Origin of the sequence: Cohnella nanjingensis (genome assembly GCF_014212125.1) — a bacterium.
Classification (GTDB): domain Bacteria; phylum Bacillota; class Bacilli; order Paenibacillales; family Paenibacillaceae; genus Cohnella; species Cohnella nanjingensis.
Map to the genome: position 1 here is coordinate 72,470 of NZ_JACJVP010000024.1, position 18,874 is coordinate 91,343.

Annotated in this window: 16 protein-coding genes and 1 pseudogene; 13 read left to right on the plus strand and 4 right to left on the minus strand. The window is 49.8% G+C overall.

The features are described from left to right. Positions 1–3: 3 nt before the first annotated feature. Positions 4–966, minus strand: a complete 963-nt coding sequence (locus H7C19_RS14240; protein ID WP_246469507.1) for a LysR family transcriptional regulator — start codon at positions 964–966, stop codon at positions 4–6. A gap of 72 nt (positions 967–1,038) precedes the next feature. Between H7C19_RS14240 and H7C19_RS14245 the strand changes: the two genes are divergently transcribed. The 9 genes from H7C19_RS14245 (at position 1,039) to H7C19_RS14285 (ending at position 10,231) form a co-directional block, all read left to right on the plus strand. Next, on the plus strand, positions 1,039–2,301 hold the full coding sequence (locus tag H7C19_RS14245) for a YbfB/YjiJ family MFS transporter (protein ID WP_185143328.1): 1,263 nt from the start codon (positions 1,039–1,041) through the stop codon (positions 2,299–2,301). A 48-nt stretch (positions 2,302–2,349) separates the two neighbouring features. Continuing rightward, entirely contained in the window at positions 2,350–3,150 is an 801-nt protein-coding gene (locus H7C19_RS14250) for an alpha/beta fold hydrolase (protein WP_185143329.1), read from the plus strand. A 12-nt stretch (positions 3,151–3,162) separates the two neighbouring features. Further along, on the plus strand, positions 3,163–3,660 hold the full coding sequence (locus H7C19_RS14255; protein ID WP_185143330.1) for a DinB family protein: 498 nt from the start codon (positions 3,163–3,165) through the stop codon (positions 3,658–3,660). Between the two features lie 93 nt (positions 3,661–3,753). Beyond that, positions 3,754–4,524 carry an AAC(3) family N-acetyltransferase gene (locus H7C19_RS14260; RefSeq protein ID WP_185143331.1) on the plus strand — a complete coding sequence of 257 codons (771 nt, stop codon included), beginning with the start codon at positions 3,754–3,756 and terminating at the stop codon, positions 4,522–4,524. A gap of 183 nt (positions 4,525–4,707) precedes the next feature. After that, positions 4,708–5,733, plus strand: coding sequence for a LacI family DNA-binding transcriptional regulator (locus H7C19_RS14265; RefSeq protein WP_185143332.1), 1,026 nt, complete (start codon positions 4,708–4,710; stop codon positions 5,731–5,733). A gap of 140 nt (positions 5,734–5,873) precedes the next feature. Beyond that, positions 5,874–7,184: an ABC transporter substrate-binding protein gene (locus H7C19_RS14270; RefSeq protein ID WP_185143333.1), complete on the plus strand. Its 1,311-nt coding sequence runs from the start codon at positions 5,874–5,876 to the stop codon at positions 7,182–7,184. A gap of 68 nt (positions 7,185–7,252) precedes the next feature. After that, positions 7,253–8,143 (plus strand): carbohydrate ABC transporter permease, encoded by an 891-nt coding sequence (locus tag H7C19_RS14275; RefSeq protein ID WP_185143334.1) that lies wholly within the window; start codon positions 7,253–7,255, stop codon positions 8,141–8,143. Between the two features lie 12 nt (positions 8,144–8,155). Beyond that, positions 8,156–8,974, plus strand: coding sequence for a carbohydrate ABC transporter permease (locus tag H7C19_RS14280; RefSeq protein WP_185143335.1), 819 nt, complete (start codon positions 8,156–8,158; stop codon positions 8,972–8,974). A gap of 15 nt (positions 8,975–8,989) precedes the next feature. After that, complete coding sequence (locus tag H7C19_RS14285) at positions 8,990–10,231, plus strand: family 1 glycosylhydrolase (RefSeq protein WP_185143336.1); 1,242 nt, start codon at positions 8,990–8,992, stop codon at positions 10,229–10,231. Positions 10,232–10,407: 176 nt separating this feature from the next. Here the strand turns inward: H7C19_RS14285 and H7C19_RS14290 are convergent, their stop codons facing one another. Next, on the minus strand, positions 10,408–11,220 hold the full coding sequence (locus H7C19_RS14290; protein WP_185143337.1) for a class I SAM-dependent methyltransferase: 813 nt from the start codon (positions 11,218–11,220) through the stop codon (positions 10,408–10,410). Between the two features lie 411 nt (positions 11,221–11,631). Here H7C19_RS14290 and H7C19_RS14295 point away from each other — a divergent pair, with 411 nt between their 5' ends. The 4 genes and pseudogenes from H7C19_RS14295 to H7C19_RS34785 all read left to right on the plus strand — a co-directional run. Continuing rightward, on the plus strand, positions 11,632–12,798 hold the full coding sequence (locus H7C19_RS14295; protein WP_185143338.1) for an ABC transporter substrate-binding protein: 1,167 nt from the start codon (positions 11,632–11,634) through the stop codon (positions 12,796–12,798). A 275-nt stretch (positions 12,799–13,073) separates the two neighbouring features. Next, positions 13,074–13,499 carry an NUDIX hydrolase gene (locus tag H7C19_RS14300; protein WP_185143339.1) on the plus strand — a complete coding sequence of 142 codons (426 nt, stop codon included), beginning with the start codon at positions 13,074–13,076 and terminating at the stop codon, positions 13,497–13,499. Between the two features lie 205 nt (positions 13,500–13,704). Next, the gene (locus H7C19_RS14305; protein ID WP_185143340.1) at positions 13,705–14,553 is read left to right on the plus strand and encodes a phosphotransferase; all 849 of its coding nucleotides are present in this window, start codon (positions 13,705–13,707) and stop codon (positions 14,551–14,553) included. An 8-nt stretch (positions 14,554–14,561) separates the two neighbouring features. Then, positions 14,562–14,675, plus strand: a pseudogene (locus tag H7C19_RS34785) (DinB family protein); the annotation flags it as partial. A 97-nt stretch (positions 14,676–14,772) separates the two neighbouring features. On the opposite strand, the gene H7C19_RS14310 reads toward H7C19_RS34785, so the two are convergent. Both H7C19_RS14310 and H7C19_RS14315 read right to left on the minus strand, forming a co-directional pair. Then, a complete protein-coding gene (locus H7C19_RS14310; protein WP_185143341.1) occupies positions 14,773–16,152 on the minus strand; it encodes a DJ-1/PfpI family protein in 1,380 nt (459 codons plus the stop codon). A gap of 208 nt (positions 16,153–16,360) precedes the next feature. Then, positions 16,361–18,673 (minus strand): AraC family transcriptional regulator, encoded by a 2,313-nt coding sequence (locus tag H7C19_RS14315; RefSeq protein WP_185143342.1) that lies wholly within the window; start codon positions 18,671–18,673, stop codon positions 16,361–16,363. Positions 18,674–18,874: the final 201 nt, after the last annotated feature.

Here is an 18,874-nt window from a genome sequence, read left to right on the forward strand (position 1 = left end):
GGCTTATTTCAGGGCATCCCTTATGGGGTGCCCTGAATTTTTTGCCGTTAGACCCACGGCCTGTATGGCGTCCATTAATAATAAGGATGCCTTGCCCAAGAAGGCTTTATCTTTATAAACGATGCCTAAGGCTACTACGGGATTCATATCGGCGAAGGGTCTGATGATCAAGGAACCTTCCAGTTCCAGACTGCCGTACATCGGAACAATACCGACGCTGTATGCTTCTTTGACCATTTGCTGAATCACGAAAAAACTGCCAACCTCATTGCAAGAGGAAGGGTTTTTTCCAGTTAGACAGACCGTCCTCTCCCAGAGCTCCCGGTAGATACAAGTAGGCTCTTTGACCAGAACGGTTAGCCCCGCGAGGTCGCCCGTCGCGATGTTATTTCGATTGGCTAACGGGTGATCCGCTCTCATCATTACCCCTAATTTTTCCTCGACCAGCGGCTCGAACTCGAGCATAAGGTTTGCCGATGGAGCTGAGCATACGCCGAAGTCCAATTCGCCGGACCGAACCCTCTCCGCGATCGATTTGCTGCCGCTCACTTCCATGGTTAACTGCACCTTCGGATGAGTCCTGCAGAAGTTGGCCACGACGGGTGCCAGCTTTTGGCTTGCGATGGGCTCGATAGCGGCAAAACGAATGGTCCCGCCATCCCCCTCCGCGATATCGGAGACGGTCTGCCTCATGGATCGGACCGACTTCAGCAATGCCGAGGCCTCATGGTGAAGCCAACGGCCAGCTTCGGTAACGATCACCCGTTTGCCATCCCGAACGAATAAGGATACGCCCAGATCGGCTTCAAGACGCTGAATCTGAAGGGTTACGGTAGAGGGAGCATATTGGAGTTCCTCGGCAGCTTTCTGAAAATGGCCAAGACGCACACAGGCTTCAAAGGTTTTTAAGGCACGTAGATCCATGTTCATCACCCTTTGTTTAAGAAATTCGAATAATACATTCATATAATTCAATTTTACAAAACATTTGCATCCATTTACACTGGTCTCAACAAATATTTTGAGGAGAAATCGAGTATGGGCAATAAACCCGCATTCAACTGGATCACCCTGTGGGCATCGCTCCTATTTATCGTCATCCTTGGATTTTCCCGGCTCTCCTACGGAATGTTCTTGCCGGGGATACAAAGAGAGATCGGGGGGAGCTACGGTCAACTGGGCATATTGGGCACGGTCAACTTCATCGGTTATTTAATCGGGACGTTGTGTCTGTCGCCTTTGATTTCACGGTTCCCTGATCGAAAACATGTCATCAATCGAATGACATGCTTTTTGCTCGGAGCGGCTATGATCGGCTCGGCATTCAGTTATCACTCCATTCAACTCGGGCTATGGCGTTTCGTGATTGGTTGGCTGTCGGCCTTCGCCACGGTGCTTGTGCTGTCCATTGCGATGGACGCCGTTCGACCGGCGGAGCGGGGAGTGGCTTCGGGCCTGATATGGCTGGGCGGTTCCGCCGGGATTCTAGTGACGGGCTTATTCGCCCCCTTTACCATAGATCCTTCTCGCTTGGAGGGATGGCGGTATGCTTGGGCGGCCATGGGGGTATTCGGTATAGTTGCCGCGCTCGGTTTTGAGTATGTAACCAAAAAGCGGGGAGTCGAAAGAATGTCCTCGCCGACGGAATCCAATCCACGAGTCCAAGGGCGCGTGAATGTGTACAGTCTCCTGTTTAGCCCTAAGAAGCTCTTGTTCTTGGTCGGTTCTTATTTCTTCTTCGGGTGGGGATACATCATCTATTTCACCTTTTTGATTCCCTATCTAGTGAGTAAAGGCATTCCGTCCCTTTATGCCGGGTTCATTTGGTCGGGTATCGGATTCGCCGGTCTATTTAACGGATGGATTGGAGGCAAGGCCATCGATCGATGGCCGAGCGGGTATACGCTTGCGTCGGGGTTAGCCTTGGGAACGGTCGGCGTGATTGGCGTAACCACCGATCATATTATCATCACTTCGATAGGCGCGATAACGATAGGGTTGGTCTCCTTCATTACCCCGCCGCTGATGACGACTGCACTTCTTCGGCGTCATGTCCCTCATCGCGCATATGCGGCATGCCTTAGTATCGCCACCGCTTTTTTTGCGTCGGGGCAAATTATCGGCCCTATCGTTGGAGGGGTGGTGGTCGAACGGTACGGTTTACAATCGGGCGTAGCGTCCGGCGCTATCTTCATGGCGATTTCCGCCGCGTTGGCTTGCGTGTATGGATACAAACAACGTATCCCGGCGGCTGAAATAAAAAACACAACGGAGACAATACCTGTCACCAATAGCGATTAAAATAAATGGAGCAAGGCTAAGCTTCACGATGAGGGGAGAGTTACGACGATGTTGAATTCTCATTCGGCCGAGAGGAAATATTTTAACTCGGGCCATCTCCGGCTTTCATACCTTGACTTTGGCGGAGATAGCGAGCAAGTGCTTGTTATGTTGCATGGGTACATGGCCAATGCAAGGACCTTTTCGGAGTTGGCCGTGCGATTCAAGGATTGGCGGGTTATCGCTTTAGATCAACGTGGACACGGTTGGAGCGACCATCCTCCAGGGCAAGAATACGCAAGGAATGATTACGTAAATGATATTCTGAGCCTGGTTCGGACGGAACTTGGGGGACAGCCTGTAACGATCCTGGGGCATTCCCTGGGCGGATTGAATGCTTATCAATTCGCCGCTCGTTATCCTGAACTGGTCAACACCGTGATTGTGGAGGACATCGGCGCGGAAATTAACGCCGATTTCTCCTTTGCAGCCAAGCTTCCGCACCGATCGGCTTCCCTAAAGGAACTGAGAGAATCGCTTGAAAACGCCGGGCTTCGGGCGATTGATTATTTTGCTGAAAGCGTGCTGGAGGATGAATGGGGGTGGGGATTCCGAACGGACTTGAAGGGGCTTCAGATATCCGTTCCCCAATCCAACGGGGTTTGGTGGGAAGATTGGTTAGGCTCGAGTTGCCCGATTCTGCTGATTCATGGCGGGAAGAGCTTCATTCTTGACGCCGACCAGGCGAAACGGATGGAAGCGAAAAGGCCGAATACCAAGCTTATCGTCTTCGAACAATGCGGTCACGGCGTCCACTCCGATGATATAAACGGTTTTTATCATGCGGTGAACGATTTTCTGGCAAAATAAGGGGATGAAAAGATGTATAGGACAGTCGGGGATTTTATCGCCGAATGGAAGAATGAAGCCGCATTAACCCAGAAGGTGTTAGACGGCTTGACAGATGAATCGCTCTTGCGGCAGGTCTATCCGGAAGGGCGCACGTTAGGAAGGATTGCGTGGCATTTTGTTGCGAATATCCCGGATTATCTCACGGAATTTGGAGTCTCGATAGCCAAAGTGCCAAATCCGAACGAAGTACCGTCTGCAAAGGAAATCGCGGAAACCTTTAAAACGGTAAGCGCTCATGTAGCGAACGCTCTTCAAGAGCAATGGACAGACGATACGTTGAAGCAAATCCAAAATTCATTCGGAAGAATGGAGTCGAACGCTACGATTTTTATGGGATTGATCAAACACATCGTTCATCATCGGGGTCAGGTTACGGTTCTGATGCGCCAAGCGGGATTGCCTATCCCTGCGGTATATGGGCCTTCGAAGGAAGGTTGGGCGAAATTGGGGGTGACGGCACCGCTTTGAGTAAACGTTCGCAGATACAATGGAAGGACACCCGCTCGGGTGTTCTTTCCATTTCGCCTACAGAAGATATAATGAGGAGGGGGGGGAAAGAACATGCACACGATAGAGAGCTTAATGAAGCAATTAGAGCAGCTGGACATTGACGGCAAAGGGACGTTGTTGGTCCATTCTTCTATGAAAAGCATGGGGCTAGTCGAGGGTGGCGCGGATACAATTTTGAATGCGTTTACGGAATATATGAAGGATGGGCTGCTGGTGTTGCCCACCCATACGTGGTCCTACATCAATGCGGATAACCCGAGATTTTACGTGGATGAGTCACCTTCCTGCGTCGGGATCCTACCCGAACTTTTTCGCAAACGGCCCGGCGTGGCGCGTTCGCTGCATCCCACTCATTCGGTGGCGGCATTAGGTCGGGATTCATTAGCGTTCACAAACGACGATCATCGTTTCGATACTCCATGCGCTAGAGGTTCCGCCTGGGGGAAGCTGCTCGACCGAAGGGCGACCATCTTGTTAGTAGGGGTAGATTTGACGCGTAACACTTTCATTCATGGAATCGAAGAATGGGTGGACATCCCGGGCAGGTTAACGGATGATCATGAGATGCTTTACACGGTTTTACCCGATGGGACAGAGATCCCCGTACCTTCCCGCAGACATTGCGGGTTGTCGTGGTCGGACCATTTTTGGAAGGTAGACGAGGTCCTTGAAAGGAAAGGCGCGATGCATAAGGGATGGCTTGGCGATGCGGTTGTAAGGGTTTGCGACGCGGCCGCGGTGGCGAAAGTCATCACTGAAATGCTCAGGGACAATCCGGATTTGTTTTCGGATAATCATCCCTTGGATCATGAATATGGATGATGAAAGGGCCGTCCGGTAACGGATGGCCCTAAAACTTGCCGTTACAGACAGCGCGGGGAACCGAAGGTGCTTTTACCGGGCGATGCGGATTAATCGGGGGGAACAAGAATAATGTTGACGGCGAATGAAAGCGGTGTTATCTTAAGGTTAATAAATTAAATCGATTTAAAAGGTGATTTTATTATGAGCAGTGGCAACGGTCATACGACGATGAAGGATGTCGCTAGGTTGGCTGGGGTATCTCCTGCAACGGTTTCATTGGCTCTCGGAAATGATCCTCGCGTCAATATTAAGACGCGCAAACTTGTTAGAGAAGCGGCGGATAAGCTACGCTATATCCCCAATGAGATAGGTAGAAGCCTGCGATCCCAGAAGACGGAGACGATCGCGCTAGTCATCCCGCACACGTCTCAGCACGTATTTTCTCATCCCTATTTTGCCAAGCTTTTAGAAGGGATTACGGAAGTGCTAAACGAAAACGGATACAACTTGCTTCTATCCACGACTGCGGAAGAGAATGACGAGCAATCCGCGTACGAGAAAGTTCTTCGAAACCGGAGAGCCGACGGTGTTATCGTATCGTCAGCCTCGTTGTTTGATCGGAATTTCCTGCGATTGGTCGACTCCGGTTTTCCGGTCGTGTACCTTGGGCCTTGGACTAACAATGACATCTATACCGTCGAGAGAGACGATGTAATGGGAGCCTTCTCTGCTACGGATCACCTGCTGAAGCTTGGGAGGCGTAAGATTGTCCACTTCACAGGTCCCTTGAACCACCAAGTCGGGCGAGATCGGTTGGAAGGCTATCGGCTCGCCCATCAACAGAATCAGGTGCCTGTCAACGAGGAGCTCGTCATCGAGAAAGATTTGTCCGTGAATGCGGGATATGAAGGGGTGACAGAACTGCTTGATCGCCAGATCCCTTTCGATGCTTTATTCGCGGGCAACGACTTGATGGCCATTGGGGCGATGAAGCAATTGTTGGAGAGAGGGATTAAGGTTCCGGAACAAATCTCGGTAGTGGGGTTCGACGATATCGATATGGCCAGTATGTTTCATCCGACGTTAACGACAGTACACCAGCCCATGAAGCAAACGGGTATCCTTGCGGCACAGAAATTACTTGGTGTTTTGAATGGGCGAGAGGACATCGAGAAGAAAACGGTTCTGCAAACGAAATTAATGATCAGGGAATCTTGCGGAGGGTAAAAAAGATCTTCCGTAATTTTTTACTCAATATTTAAATCGATTTAATTAAGGAGGTGATAGCCTCTCTAAGCCATAGAATTGTTAATTGGGGTAAAGAAATGGCACTATGGGAAGTTTAGTTGAAATGGGGAGGTCATAACATGAAAATTAAGGGTTATGGGAAAATGACAGCACTCGCACTTATTTTGTCAATGATCGCATTATTAACAGCGGCTTGCGGCAACGGCTCGAACAATAAAGGCAACGCCGGAAGCTCGCCGGACTCGGAAGCAAGCGCCGTTACCGGGGAGAAGGTCGAACTGACCTTTTGGAACGGATTTACGGGTCCAGACCGTCCGGCTTATGAAGCTCTAGTACAAAAGTTCAACGATTCTCAACCTAACATTCACATTAAGATGGACATTACGCCATGGGATACGCTGCTGGCCAAGCTTCCTACCTCTTGGGTGACAGGGGAAGGACCTGATATGGCAGCATTCAGCTACTCTTTGATTCCAAAGTACGCCAAATCGAATCTGATTCTTCCGCTCGATGAACTCTATAAAGGTGATCTGAAGGAAGAAATGTTCCCGCAGGGGCTTACGAAAGTGTTGAAATACGAAGGCAAGTGGTATGCTGCACCTGCGAACTTCGCGACGCTAATGCTGTATTACAATAAAGATTTATTCAAAGCCGCTGGACTTGATCCGGAGAAGCCGCCAACGACCTGGGCTGAGTGGCAGAATGCCATCGTGCAGACGACAAAGACGTCCGGGAATGACAAGCAGTACGGGCTTGTGCTTGCAGATCATGCCACGATTCCAATGTGGCCAATCCTCGTATGGGGCAACGGCGGAGACTTCGTAGCCGAAGGGCAAAGCAAGATGCTCGATCCGAAGACGGTCGAGGCATTTAAAGTATGGTCCGATCTCGTTAACAATAAAGGAATAACGCCTACCGGACTGACAGGCGCTGAAGCGGATAAATTATTTCAGTCCGGCAAAGCAGCGATGGAAATGAACGGTCCTTGGATGACGGCGGGCTACACTGCCGCAGGCCTGAACTACGATGTGGCCCCAATTCCGGTCGGACCGGGGGGGCCGGCTACGCTGGCTGATTCTGTAGCTCTAGTAGCTGGAAGGAATACAAAGCATAAAGCCGAAATCCTGGCATTCATGAAGTTCTGGAATAGCAAGGAGTCACAGGAGTACTTATCGTTGAACAGCGGCTTCCCGCCTACGCGATCCGATATGCTCGATAACGAGAAACTCAAGGAGAACGCCTTCGTATCGAAGTTTGCCGCCACTTCTTCAAGCGCCCGGTTTTACTTATCCGGACTTGAAAATTACGCAAAAATTAACGATGAAGCGATTGTTCCCGCCATTCAATTCATGACGATAAATAAAAAGAATGTCGAAGAAACGCTGCAGAATGCGGACAAAACATTGCTCGGGCTGCTATCGGGAAAGTAAGCATTCGAATTTGAGTGGAATGGAGCCAGCCTGTAGGGCTCGGCTCCATTCAGAAATGAGGGAAACCCATGCATACAAAGCGGGGGAAATGGCTTCTCGGGCAGGAAAAGACGGCGCTCTATTTCCTGCTGCCTTCTTTTCTCGTCTTGGGATTGTTTGTGTTTTGGCCGATTATAAATTCATTCATTTTAAGCTTTTATAATTGGAACTTATTCGACGTTGTGCACCCGTTCGTCGGATTGGATAACTATCGGATGCTCATGCAAGATGAGAGGTTTTGGAATTCCGTCTATCAGACCGGCTATTATACGCTGCTGTCCGTTCCAATAGGAATCGTGCTTTCACTATTATTAGCTGTTCTGATCAAATTGCCGCTTCGCGGGATGACGTTTTTCAAAGCAATCTACTTTTTGCCCGTTATTTCATCTTTTGCTGTCATAGCGATTATTTGGAGCTTTTTGCTCGATCCTGACATCGGGCTGCTTTCGTATTACCTGCATGAATGGGGCATCCCGGTTAAAGATTGGCTGCGAAATCCCGATTGGGCAATGCCGGCTGTTATCATGGTCGCTGTCTGGAAGAATATCGGCTTTAATATGGTTATATTTCTCGCCGGGCTACAGGAAATCCCGGAATCGGTATACGAGGCATCCAAGCTGGACGGGGCAGGCCCTGTCAGAAGGTTCTGGAGCGTAACGTTGCCAATGCTGCGTCATACGCTGCTATTCGTCGTCATTATATCGGTCATTTCCTCCTTCCAAGTATTCGACCAGGTGTACGTCATGACTCGGGGAGGTCCGGTGTTCAAGACGGAAACAATCGTTTATTTCATCTATCATTATGGCTTCGAGGAGCTGGATATGGGTTATGCATCCAGTGCATCCGCGTTGTTGTTCGTAGTCGTGCTTCTTATTACGTTATTGCAACTACGAATATTCAAATTTAATGAAACAAACTAGAGGGTGAAATAAATGAGGCAAGTTGCTGGCAGATCGGTTTCGTACGTTCTCCTTTTTCTTGCAGCAGTCGCAATAGCATTCCCGTTCTTATGGATGGTGCTGACTTCCTTGAAGCCGGAAAACGAAATCGTTCGTTTCCCTCCGACGCTGTGGCCGGACACGTTTACTTTGTCTGCATATCAGGATGTATGGAATCGGATCCCGTTTATGCAATTTTTTAAGAATACGGTTTTGTTCGCAGGCGGCGTAACCTTAGTGTCGTTGCTGCTCGATTCGTTGGCTGCGTATGCGTTTGGCAGACTTCAATTCCGTGGAAGAAACCTATTGTTTGTGTTAGTTCTTGTTGCTCTGATGATTCCGGTTCAAGTTACGATGATTCCGCTGTTCATCATGCTGAACAAATTCGGTTGGGTCAACACTTGGATCGGTCTCATTCTGCCACGCGCAACGAACGCATTCGGCATTTTCATGCTTCGCCAATTTTTTATCGGACTTCCCAAAGAGCTGGACGAATCGGCTAGAATCGACGGCTGCTCCGAATTCCGAATATACTGGAACATTATTTTGCCGCTTGCCAAGCCTGCGCTGGCTAGCTTGGCGTTGTTCCATGTGATGTACAACTGGAACGATCTGCTGTGGCCCCTAATTATGACCAATAACGATACCCTTCGGACGCTGCCTGCGGGATTGGCGTTGTTCATGGGACAGCATGTGGTCGAATACGGCGTGTTAACTGCCGGAGCGTCGTTGGCGTTGGCTCCGCTGGTTATCGCTTTCCTGATGGCTCAAAAATATTTCATTCAGGGTATAGCCTTTACCGGAATTAAATAAATAGGAGTGGACCCGATGAGAGAGAAAGAATCATGGATATGGGCGCTTGGTATAGAGGATACGTTTATCGGTCAAACGAACAGACAAGAGAGACCGCTGGATGAATACGAGCTGACGCAGCACTACCGATTCTGGAAAGAAGACTTAGACGCTGCCCGCGCTACCGGCGCAACGATGATCCGTTACGGCATTCCGTGGTATAAAGTGGAACCGGAGCCTGACGTTTTCGACTGGTCGTGGGTGGATCCGGTGATGAAGGATTTTGCCTTGCATCCTGAAATGACGCCGATTATCGATCTGATGCATTACGGGACTCCGAGTTGGCTCAAGAACGAATTCATGAACGGACAATATCCCGAACGGGTCGCATCGTACGCCTCAGCTTTCGCCGAGCGGTACGGAGAGCTTGTCCGCTACTATACTCCGCTTAACGAGCCGTACATTAATGCGGAGTGGTCCGGCTGGACGGGCACTTGGCCGCCCTATATGAAGGGTCATTTGGGATTCGTGCAAATGATGAAGCAGTTGTCCAAAGGGATCATTCTTACGATGGAGGCGGTTCGGAAACAACGAAGCGATGCGCTGTTCGTGCATGTGGAAGCGTCAAAGCTGTTCCTAACGAACGATCCATCGCTTACGAAAGAAACCGCCTTATGGAATGAGATCCGTTACATGATGTGGGAGCTGATTCAAGGATTTGTCGGTGAGGATCATCCGCTTTATGCTTGGCTTATCGATCATGGCGTGACAGAAGAAGACTTCTCCTGGTATCGGGAGCGCGCGGTGGAGCTTGACATCGTAGGCATTAATTATTACCCGCAATTTTCCGTTAACGAGATTACACGGGAAACGTTGGATCAGGAGCTCGTTCCTTCGGTCATTCCCGGGACCGGCGAGCATTTGGTCCAAATCGCCGAAGATATTTACAGGCGCTATAAGAAGCCTGTTTTCATAACAGAAACGAGCTACAAAGGAACCGTCGAGCAACGCATCGACTGGATGGAGGAGTTATTCGTCTCCTGCAGGAAAATAGTGGACGGGGGCGTCGATCTGATCGGCGTGACTTGGTTTCCATTCCTCGATATGGTGGACTGGCCTTATCGAAACAACGACCGGACGCTAGTGGAGAATATCGTCACTTTCGGATTGGTCACGTTGGAGCAGCAAGCTGACGGGACCTTGAAGCGAGTGAAGAACGCCGCGTACGAAAGGTTTGAGGAAGAGATCCGACGTTCCGGGGAACCTTATCACAAATGACGCAAATTTTTTGGAGAACACACAAGAAATGAAATGGTCCTTCAGTCGCAAACCCCCATCGCTAGGTGGGGGCTGTTTGGTTTTCAAGCACGGATACAACGTCAGCAAGAGACCTTATGTTGAATTTGAATGGCGATGTATTATAAATTTGCTATTCATGATTAAGCTATCGGATTCTATAGTTTTCTTGCTTTGACTACAAAAGTTACAGGAAGCATCTTTGCTTTTTTTGCAAAATCGCTGTTATCATCCCGCGATTGCATAATCTCATCATCAGATTGCTCAATCATTTGCTCAATTACAAATCCCGCTTTTGCCAACGCATTCACATAGGTTGATAATTTACGGTCCGATAATGTTAGCGCACCTTCTTCAAGAGATACCGAATACCAAGATTCATCGAAATAACATTTTTTAAAAGCAAGCATATTATTTTCTGCAACAACACATTTGTGTATAGGGTGAGACCAACTGAAAATAAAAACACCGTCTTTTTTAAGGTAAGAAGCGATCCGGCAAAAAGTACCCTCAAGGTCGGTGGTCCAGCCTATGGCATAAATCGAATAAACAAAGTCAAAATAATCCACTGGTATGCCGCATTCTTCTTCCATGGGGGAACAGATCAATTTTGCTGAATGACCGCATGCCTTCAAATGTTGCGTTGCCTTTTCGATTTGTTTTTCTGATATATCCACAGCCCATAGTTCAGATGCTTTGCGTTCCCCATGATACTGCAAGGATTGACCGTTTCCACAGCCTATCTCTAGCATCTTTTTCCCTGAGACATCGCCAAAAAGCTGGCATTTTTCTTCTGAGACAAATGCTCCATAAAAAGGAAGCACAATTGCTCCTAAGAAGTCATTTCCTTTTGTATCCCAATAGAAGCTGTTTGTTTTATAAACAGAGTTTTTGTCCATGTCGACCGAGATGGCGCAGCCAACCTCGCCAGCTCCTATAATATTTGTTTTATAAACAGAATTCTTATCCATGCCGACGCCCTCCCCAAAAATAAATAATAGGAGCCAAAACGTATATACCGACTTGCGCGTTATCCTAATAACACATATCGAACACGAACACTCTGCGCTATTAACCCCAAAAATAATATACCATTTTTTATGCTATGACGGGTGGCTCAGTACACAAGAGGATGAGTTGAATCTACTTTCTAAAGAAAGTTGGAGCAGGTTATTTGAACCGGAGAGAGTTGATGCACTATTGGCTGAGCACGTATGGGAGCACTTAACTTACGAAGAGGGCTGGTACTGGGTCACGAATAGGATATAAGTCTGAAAAGTTTCTGATGCGGTTTTGAGCTACCGGGCAGAATTTATTAATACAGAAAAAGGAAACTAACTTTTCATAAAGAATATAGAATGTGACAAGGAGATGATGCATTAATGCAACTAGTCGTGCATCTCGACGAACCGTGGCAAAAAGAGTCTGTGGAAGAGATTGCGCGCCGCTTCGAAGCATTGAACCCTGGAGTAAAAATAATAGTTAAGGTTGTTCCTAACGGCGAGATCCTTACAGCCCTTTACAATGGGGAATCCGATGCCGATCTTGTACAGTTGTTTAACGGAGACATTGTCGATTGCAGCAAGAATGGACTATTGCTTGATCTGAAGATATGGCTGGGACAGAACCACGAGTTGAAAAGTTTGTTTCACCCTTCGATCTTCCGCTTGGTAGAGACTGAAGGACGAGTTGCCGTGCTTCCGCTTAGCGCCAGCATGAAAGGTATTTTCTATAACAAGCAATGGTTTGACAAGGCCGGTATTCCTTATCCAGTAGAAGGTTGGACTTGGAATGATTTTGAGGAGATAGCAGTTCGTCTGCAGCGTGCGAATGTGCACGAAGGAGAAGAACGTTTTGCGGCCCGAATCTCGTTTCATCGTGAGTATATTGGTCTTCTACTGCTCACCGCTGGCACAGATTGGTTGTCCCCTGATAGAAATAGAGCCTCTGGGTATACAAACAGTGTGAAATCTGTGCAAGCTGTGAATTGGGCAGTTGATCTTGTCCGCAAGCACCAAGTTGCATGGGCAACCCAAGAGTATTTCTTAAACAGCGACTTGCTTCGAAACGAAGCGGGGATGATTCTTGATTACTATAATATGCTGCATGAATTCCAACCTCATCTGAAGGAAGATCTCGGTGTAGCGGGATTGCCGCTATTTAACGAAGGACATAGGGTGAACGAGCCGTGGGTTTGCGGTTTCGGAATTTCGTCCAAAACCGTTAACCCTGAACTGGCCTGGTCTCTCCTTTGTGAATTGACCTGTACCAACAATGAGTTGACCCGGCTTGTGACGGAAGGATCAATCGCACCTCTTCGCTCCGTATATTCGGAGGTAGGGCATGACAGTGACCCCTTGCGCAATGCCATACTGGCGGAACTTGCGAATAGTGCACAACTTCCGGTCTCAGCAGGGAACATCGCCTTGTTTGAATTGTTGGACCATTATGTGAATCCTGCTTTGGCCCGTATTGTGTTCGAAGGTGCCGACGTTAAGGAGACACTAGACGATTTAGCCATCGTGCTAGACGGTAAACTTCAAGACTAATTATTAGCACCTGTGTTAAGCTCCCTCAATATGATTTAGTTTCCTCACGCAAACTAACAGGTCTCGATAGTTCAGCGTTATTTACATTCCAGTTCAAAGAAAAATCCGGTCTAATTACTATATTTTGTAACCAATAATTAAGCTCCCATGGAAGAACGATATTTCTTCCATGATTTATGGTGCCGCCGGCGGCATGGATGGCTAACGGGAGTGTGCAGAAATAGGAAATTAGTGGTAATCTAGTGTTGTTAATTTAAAAAGGGGAGGACGATGAAGTGGCACCAAAACATATAGTTTCTGCGGCAACAATTGTAGTTAATGAGCGTAACGAAATATTATTGATAAAAGGACCTAAACGAGGATGGGAAATGCCTGGAGGGCAGGTTGAAGAAGGTGAATCATTGAGAGATGCAGCGATAAGGGAAACAAAGGAAGAGAGCGGTATAGATATAGAAGTGACAAAGTTTTGTGGTGTTTTTCAAAATGTAAGTAGTAGTATTTGTAACACTTTATTTTTAGGCAGACCAGTCGGAGGAGAATTAACAACTACCCCTGAGTCTTTAGAAGTAGGATTTTTTCCAATCGAAACAGCATTAGAGATTGTAAATTGGGGAAATTTTAAGCAAAGAATTGAGCTTTGCTTGAATGAAGAACTTCATCCTTTTTATGTTGAATTTTCCATTCCGCTTAAGGATTGCTAGAGCGCCATAAGTTTCCATGGAGTTGATTAAATTGTTTGTTGAAGATAGAATATATGCAGAGCAATTGTTAAATGAAGCGGCGATATCAGGGTACGAAATTGATCAACAACCCATTTATATATGGGGAGAATGAAGAGTACGCCTGGGCAAAGTATCTGATTTTTATCAGATACTTTTATTTATTTACGGAGGAAGGAGTATCGATATGTTGCAAGCATTGATCAATGAAGTAATAGAGCTGGGGTTCCTTCCACAGCCGGTTTCTGTTTGGAGAGAGCTGAAGGGCGGTACGCAAAGCACGGTCGGAGTCCTCGGTACGGAAGATCGTCCTCATTTGTATGTGCTGAAGGCGAATACAAAAGAACTGATAGAGAATGAGACACGATTCCTTTCCCTGTATCCGGACATTGGGCTTCTACCTACGGTCCTTTACGTTGACCCGGCACTTCGCTATTTCGTTTATGATTTTATTCCGGGCAGCACGCGCTATGTCCGCGGGAATAAGAGAAAGTTAATGACAGCGCTTGTGGACGGGATTCTTGCCCACTATGTCCACCCGGAGTCGTACGACGCATACAAGTCGGTTGAGACAACCGAACATACGGAGGATTCGATTCGGTATGCGGCGTCATTTATCGACGGGCAGCTCAGCGAGGAAGATCACAGTTTGGTTGCGGCGTTAAGTCGTGAGCGTTCTGACGTCACTGACCGCGGAGACCTCTATGTGCTGCACGGCGATTTCGGCGTCCACAACTTTCTTTTCACCGACGATGGGTTGGCAGGGGTCATCGATCCTATTCCGGTCATTGGATGCAAACGGTACGACTTGTTGTATGCCTTCTGCTCGTCTCCGGATGAGCTTACCCTTCCCATATTGCTTCATGCAGTTCAACGGGCAGAGGAAGAGAGAGAAGTCGACATTAGGTTGTTGTCCCGGGACATGATCCTTGAACTATATAGAAGGATATCGACATGCCTGCGCTTTCATCCAGAAGATTTTCCCCAGTACTTGCAGGCTTGGGGGGAGTGGAAGAAGATCTACGCAAGCTCGTAAAATGAAATGAGGAAGAGTTGCTTAAGACCCGGATAGGCGGCCACGGCGGGATCCTCAAGACGTTATTCCATATCATCGAAGTTGAGTATAGTTGGACAGTAACGCTTCGAGGGAATCCAGATCCCGGCTTGTGACTAACGAGTATCCGATAACCGGGAAACCTATAAAAAGTATGCCCACCTTACGGGTTGTTAAGGTGAGCATAACCTTTATCCGATACTACCTCGATACGTTTAGATCCGCGGACGATCCCTTTTTCCTGCGGATGAAGCGCCGATCGATGAGAAAAGCGATGAGCAAGGACAGGACGCCGAGCAAAACCGGTACGCCAAACGCTTCAAAAGAGAAGGAGCTGCCTTTCAGCTTCAGGTGGTCGGTGGCGCGATATTCGAGCCGCTTGGCGGCAAATTTCGCCGTCTGGATATCCTCCTGCCCGGCCAAATCCTCGAATGCGGGATCCATTGCAAACCGATCCGCCGCGTCGCGGTGCAGGAACAGCAGTTTCGCGCCGTTGCCGCTGTTCTTCCATTGATTGATGTCTTCGGCGGCAGTAGACTCGGCATCGGCACCGACGACAATCATTTTCGCCAGCTTCGGCACGTTTTTTATCTGATAACGCGCGACTAGGTTCAGGCCGTGCTTCGTTACGATCGGTTCGTTCGCGCTGGAAACGGTCAACGTCGTCGTCGTACCGGAAGCGGCGTACGTATCGAACGCGGCGGACAAATCCAGTTCATCGGCGCCGTTATATAGCAGCACGCCCGCCTTTACTTTGTTCCATTGATAAGCGTTGTTCAGTACGTACGTTATATCGCTCAACCCGGCAACGAACGGTTTCATTTGCGGGTTTGCCACGTAATCGTAAGAGGGATAGTTCATCTCTTCCGCCACTTTCTTCGCGGCTGCTTCGCCCAACTGCTGGGAGATGACGTACAGCGTAGCGTCGATCCCCGATGTCAGACCGGCAGAAGATACGATATTGCCTTGCGGGACGTAACGCCGATCTTTCACCCACCGGATTTCCGGATATTTTTTAATGAGCCGGTTGATGTCTCCCCAATGCGTCGCGGCCGATTTGCCGTTCAGCAAGCCGGTATCCGCCAGGTTTTCAGCTCCGTTGCAAATGGAGATCAATGTCGTCTTGGCGCCAGAGTGCTTCCGAATCCAATCACGGACAGGCGCATATTTTTTCTCGTTCAAAATCGGCATAAACGGAATGACGATAATGTCCGGGCTTTTGCCGAGCATCGCATCCATTTCGTCAAACGAATAATGCGGGACGACGTCGAGTCCGCCGGTTAGCGATTTAATTTCGCGATCGGGGGCAGCGCCGTATACATTGTAAGCTTCAGTCATCGCAAACATCTCGTACGGGACGAGAAAATCGAACACTTCCGTCACTTCGTTCGCCAGCAGCACGGCTACTGTTGGTTTGTTTGCGTCATATTTCGGTACCTGCACATCCGTCAGTGCAGGGGGAGCTTTATCGTAAACCGACATTCCAGCATTCATCGTATGGATGAACCCGGCCGCGCCTGTCCCCCCTACGACGACGACAAAAACGATGAGATAGATAATGATGCGTAATACAGTTTTCACTTGTTTCACTCCTTCTAGCGTTGCTTACCCATAAAACTTAACAAAACAAGATGAACATATCATCTGTCTGTGGCTCGGTAGAGGGGCTCGGCTAACGTTGGAGCGGCTACTGGACCCAAGTCTGTTTTCTTTTTTTTGCATGACTCGATAGGGCTATAATACGGCGAAATTGTCATCAGTTCGCGGAATGACATTGCGTCGCCGAGAGCTACAGATCCTCCCGGATGTCCTTCCGATAATGTCCGGGCGTGGTGCCGGTAATCTTCTTGAAGATGCGGATAAAGCTGTTGACGGACGTATACCGCAGCTTCTCCGTGACGGCCTGAATGGAGCGGTTCGGATCGGCCAGCAGCTCTTTGGCGATGCCGATCCGGTATTGGATGACGTAGTCGACGAAGTTGATGTCCATCGTCTTCTTGAACGCTCGGCTGAGCTGCGACGCGCTAAGCCCGACGAGCTCCGCGCACAGCTGCAGCGAGATGTCCTCGTCATAATGCGCGTGGATGTACGCGACGACCTCTTCGACCTGCTGCTTCTCCGGCTGCGCTCTTTCCGACTGCGGCGGCGTCAGCTTGTCGAAGAAGTGCCTGCGGAAAAAAGCGGCGATCTCCCGCAGATTGCGCTGCTTCTCCAGCTCCATCGTCAGCTGTCGGCGGTTGACCGGCTCCATTAGCGCGTTCGGCTGCTGGTTCACCGAGTGGATCATCGCCCCCAGCAGCTGCGAGCAGTAGGTTTTGAGAGCCTCGGGGGTGAGCGTGATGTCGTCCCTCAGCCATTGAATCAACTGGTCGAACCGCTCCATCGCCTCCTCGTGCCGGAAGTCCTGCAGCGATTGCAGAATCAAGTTCTCCAGCTCGACGAGCGCGTCTGCCTGGCCGGAGACGGCCGGGTCCAGCTCGTCGCTGATGATCACCTTGTTGGCTCCCAGCGTAAAGCTGTACCGAAGCGCATGTCTCGCTTGCAGGAAAGCGTCGTGGATGCCGGACAGGCCGGATTCGGAGAAGCTGACGGAGATGACGCAATTCAGCTTCAGATAGGTCTGAATGGCATGAAGCAGCTCGCCGGCGTAGACGCGGGCAAGGCGCGGGGCGGCCGCTTCCGGCTGATTCAGTACGGCGAACAGGCCGGGCTGGATCATCATGATTCGCGTGACGCCTTGCTTGCGCATAATCTCGCTCGCGATGTTCTCCACGGCGAAGTAGAACAGGAACTGATCGTTCCGCGAATAGCGAGCCTCCATCTGCTGCGAATCGACTTCGATTAGATACAGCCCGATCGGATTGCCGCCGAAGGGCTCCAGCTGAACGGCCCGGCCGCTTGCGTTGAAGTTGCCGAGCAGCAAGCTCATCAGGCTGTAGTGCTCGGCGTGCGCGAGATACAGCTCCACGTCTTTCTTCAGAAGATCGTTGCTCTCTTCCATGTTCTGAATGTAATCCGCGATGTAGTGGAATTCATCCTTGAGCGCGGTCCCGCTCTGCTGCTTGAATACGCGCTGCGTAAGCTTGTGCACCGGCCGATAGATCGTCCGGGACGTCCGGATCGCGATGACGACGGCCACGACGATAAAGGCGATGCTGACTCCGAGCAGCCAGTCGCGCAGCTGATCGGTCTCTCTATGAACGAGCGCGACCGGCAGAATCGAGACGTAGTACCAGTCGCGGTTGCCGGAATAGACCGCATTGATCAACGAGGGCTTGCCGTCCAGATTAAACGTGAACCCGTTGTTTGCCAGATTTCTTCCCTGCGCCAGCTGGGCCATCAATTCGGGAGAGTCGATGCGGCTGCCCACCTTGGCCGGTTCGGAGTGCATAACCACATATCCGGACGGGTTGACCACCAAGTAGGCGGCGGGATCGATCTCGTTCGCTTTGAGCTTGGCGCTTAACGATACGGCGTCCAGGTAGACGATGAAGACGCCCTTCACCCCTTCCGAGCTCGCATGATAGGTAGGCCGGATGAAGGTGATGACAGGCCGCTTCAACCGCGCATTGATCTCATTGCGCGTGTCGATCCAGGCGCCGTATTGGGTCAGCGTGAGCGAGGTGCGCAGGGCGACCGGGTCGAGAAATTCGCTCGGCTGTATCAGCGAGCCGCCGGAGGTGACGATCTTGCCGTAGGGGATGCTGTAGAAGTCGATCTCCGCGACGTTTTCCATGCCGCTGCGCAAATTCGTCAGCACCGAGTACAGATCGTTGACCAGACGGAAGTTCTGATAGGTCAGATCTTCTTGCGTAAACCGGCCGAGCGCCGAATTGGCGTACGTGTATTGCAGCATGAGCTCGTCGAACTTCTTGAACTGCTCGTTCATTTCCTTCTCGACCTGATTGAGGAACACTTGGTGCATCTGATCCGTCTGGTCGCCGATGATCCGGTTGCTGATGAGCGACGACACGATGGCCGTGATGGCTACTGGGATGCTGGACAGCAGAATGAGGGAGACGAGAAGCCGATTCTTCAGCTTCCATCCCGAAGCCAGGGGGGCCAGCATTCGCGTCAGCCGACGCCACGGACGATGATCCATACTCAGTCTCCTTCATAGCTTCGCTTGATGGCGCTTGTAGTATAACATAAGCCGGAACGGTTCTTGGAGAACAATCGGCACACCCTTTTTGCCAGTCATGACTGCGCTTGCAAAAAAAGTGCACGCCCCGGAAAAACGCCGCGGCGGCGCGGTTTGGCATACGCTTTATTTGCTGCAAGAACGGTGGATTGCCGGGCGTTG

Excerpts from the sequence above, each read along its gene's own strand:
- H7C19_RS14240 (WP_246469507.1), bottom strand. The coding sequence starts at position 966 with ATGAATGTATTATTCGAATTTCTTAAACAAAGGGTGATGAACATGGAT.
- H7C19_RS14245 (WP_185143328.1), top strand. The coding sequence starts at position 1,039 with ATGGGCAATAAACCCGCATTCAACTGGATCACCCTGTGGGCATCGCTC.
- H7C19_RS14250 (WP_185143329.1), top strand. The coding sequence starts at position 2,350 with ATGTTGAATTCTCATTCGGCCGAGAGGAAATATTTTAACTCGGGCCAT.
- H7C19_RS14255 (WP_185143330.1), top strand. The coding sequence starts at position 3,163 with ATGTATAGGACAGTCGGGGATTTTATCGCCGAATGGAAGAATGAAGCC.
- H7C19_RS14260 (WP_185143331.1), top strand. The coding sequence starts at position 3,754 with ATGCACACGATAGAGAGCTTAATGAAGCAATTAGAGCAGCTGGACATT.
- H7C19_RS14265 (WP_185143332.1), top strand. The coding sequence starts at position 4,708 with ATGAGCAGTGGCAACGGTCATACGACGATGAAGGATGTCGCTAGGTTG.
- H7C19_RS14270 (WP_185143333.1), top strand. The coding sequence starts at position 5,874 with ATGAAAATTAAGGGTTATGGGAAAATGACAGCACTCGCACTTATTTTG.
- H7C19_RS14275 (WP_185143334.1), top strand. The coding sequence starts at position 7,253 with ATGCATACAAAGCGGGGGAAATGGCTTCTCGGGCAGGAAAAGACGGCG.
- H7C19_RS14280 (WP_185143335.1), top strand. The coding sequence starts at position 8,156 with ATGAGGCAAGTTGCTGGCAGATCGGTTTCGTACGTTCTCCTTTTTCTT.
- H7C19_RS14285 (WP_185143336.1), top strand. The coding sequence starts at position 8,990 with ATGAGAGAGAAAGAATCATGGATATGGGCGCTTGGTATAGAGGATACG.
- H7C19_RS14290 (WP_185143337.1), bottom strand. The coding sequence starts at position 11,220 with ATGGATAAGAATTCTGTTTATAAAACAAATATTATAGGAGCTGGCGAG.
- H7C19_RS14295 (WP_185143338.1), top strand. The coding sequence starts at position 11,632 with ATGCAACTAGTCGTGCATCTCGACGAACCGTGGCAAAAAGAGTCTGTG.
- H7C19_RS14305 (WP_185143340.1), top strand. The coding sequence starts at position 13,705 with ATGTTGCAAGCATTGATCAATGAAGTAATAGAGCTGGGGTTCCTTCCA.
- H7C19_RS14315 (WP_185143342.1), bottom strand. The coding sequence starts at position 18,673 with ATGGATCATCGTCCGTGGCGTCGGCTGACGCGAATGCTGGCCCCCCTG.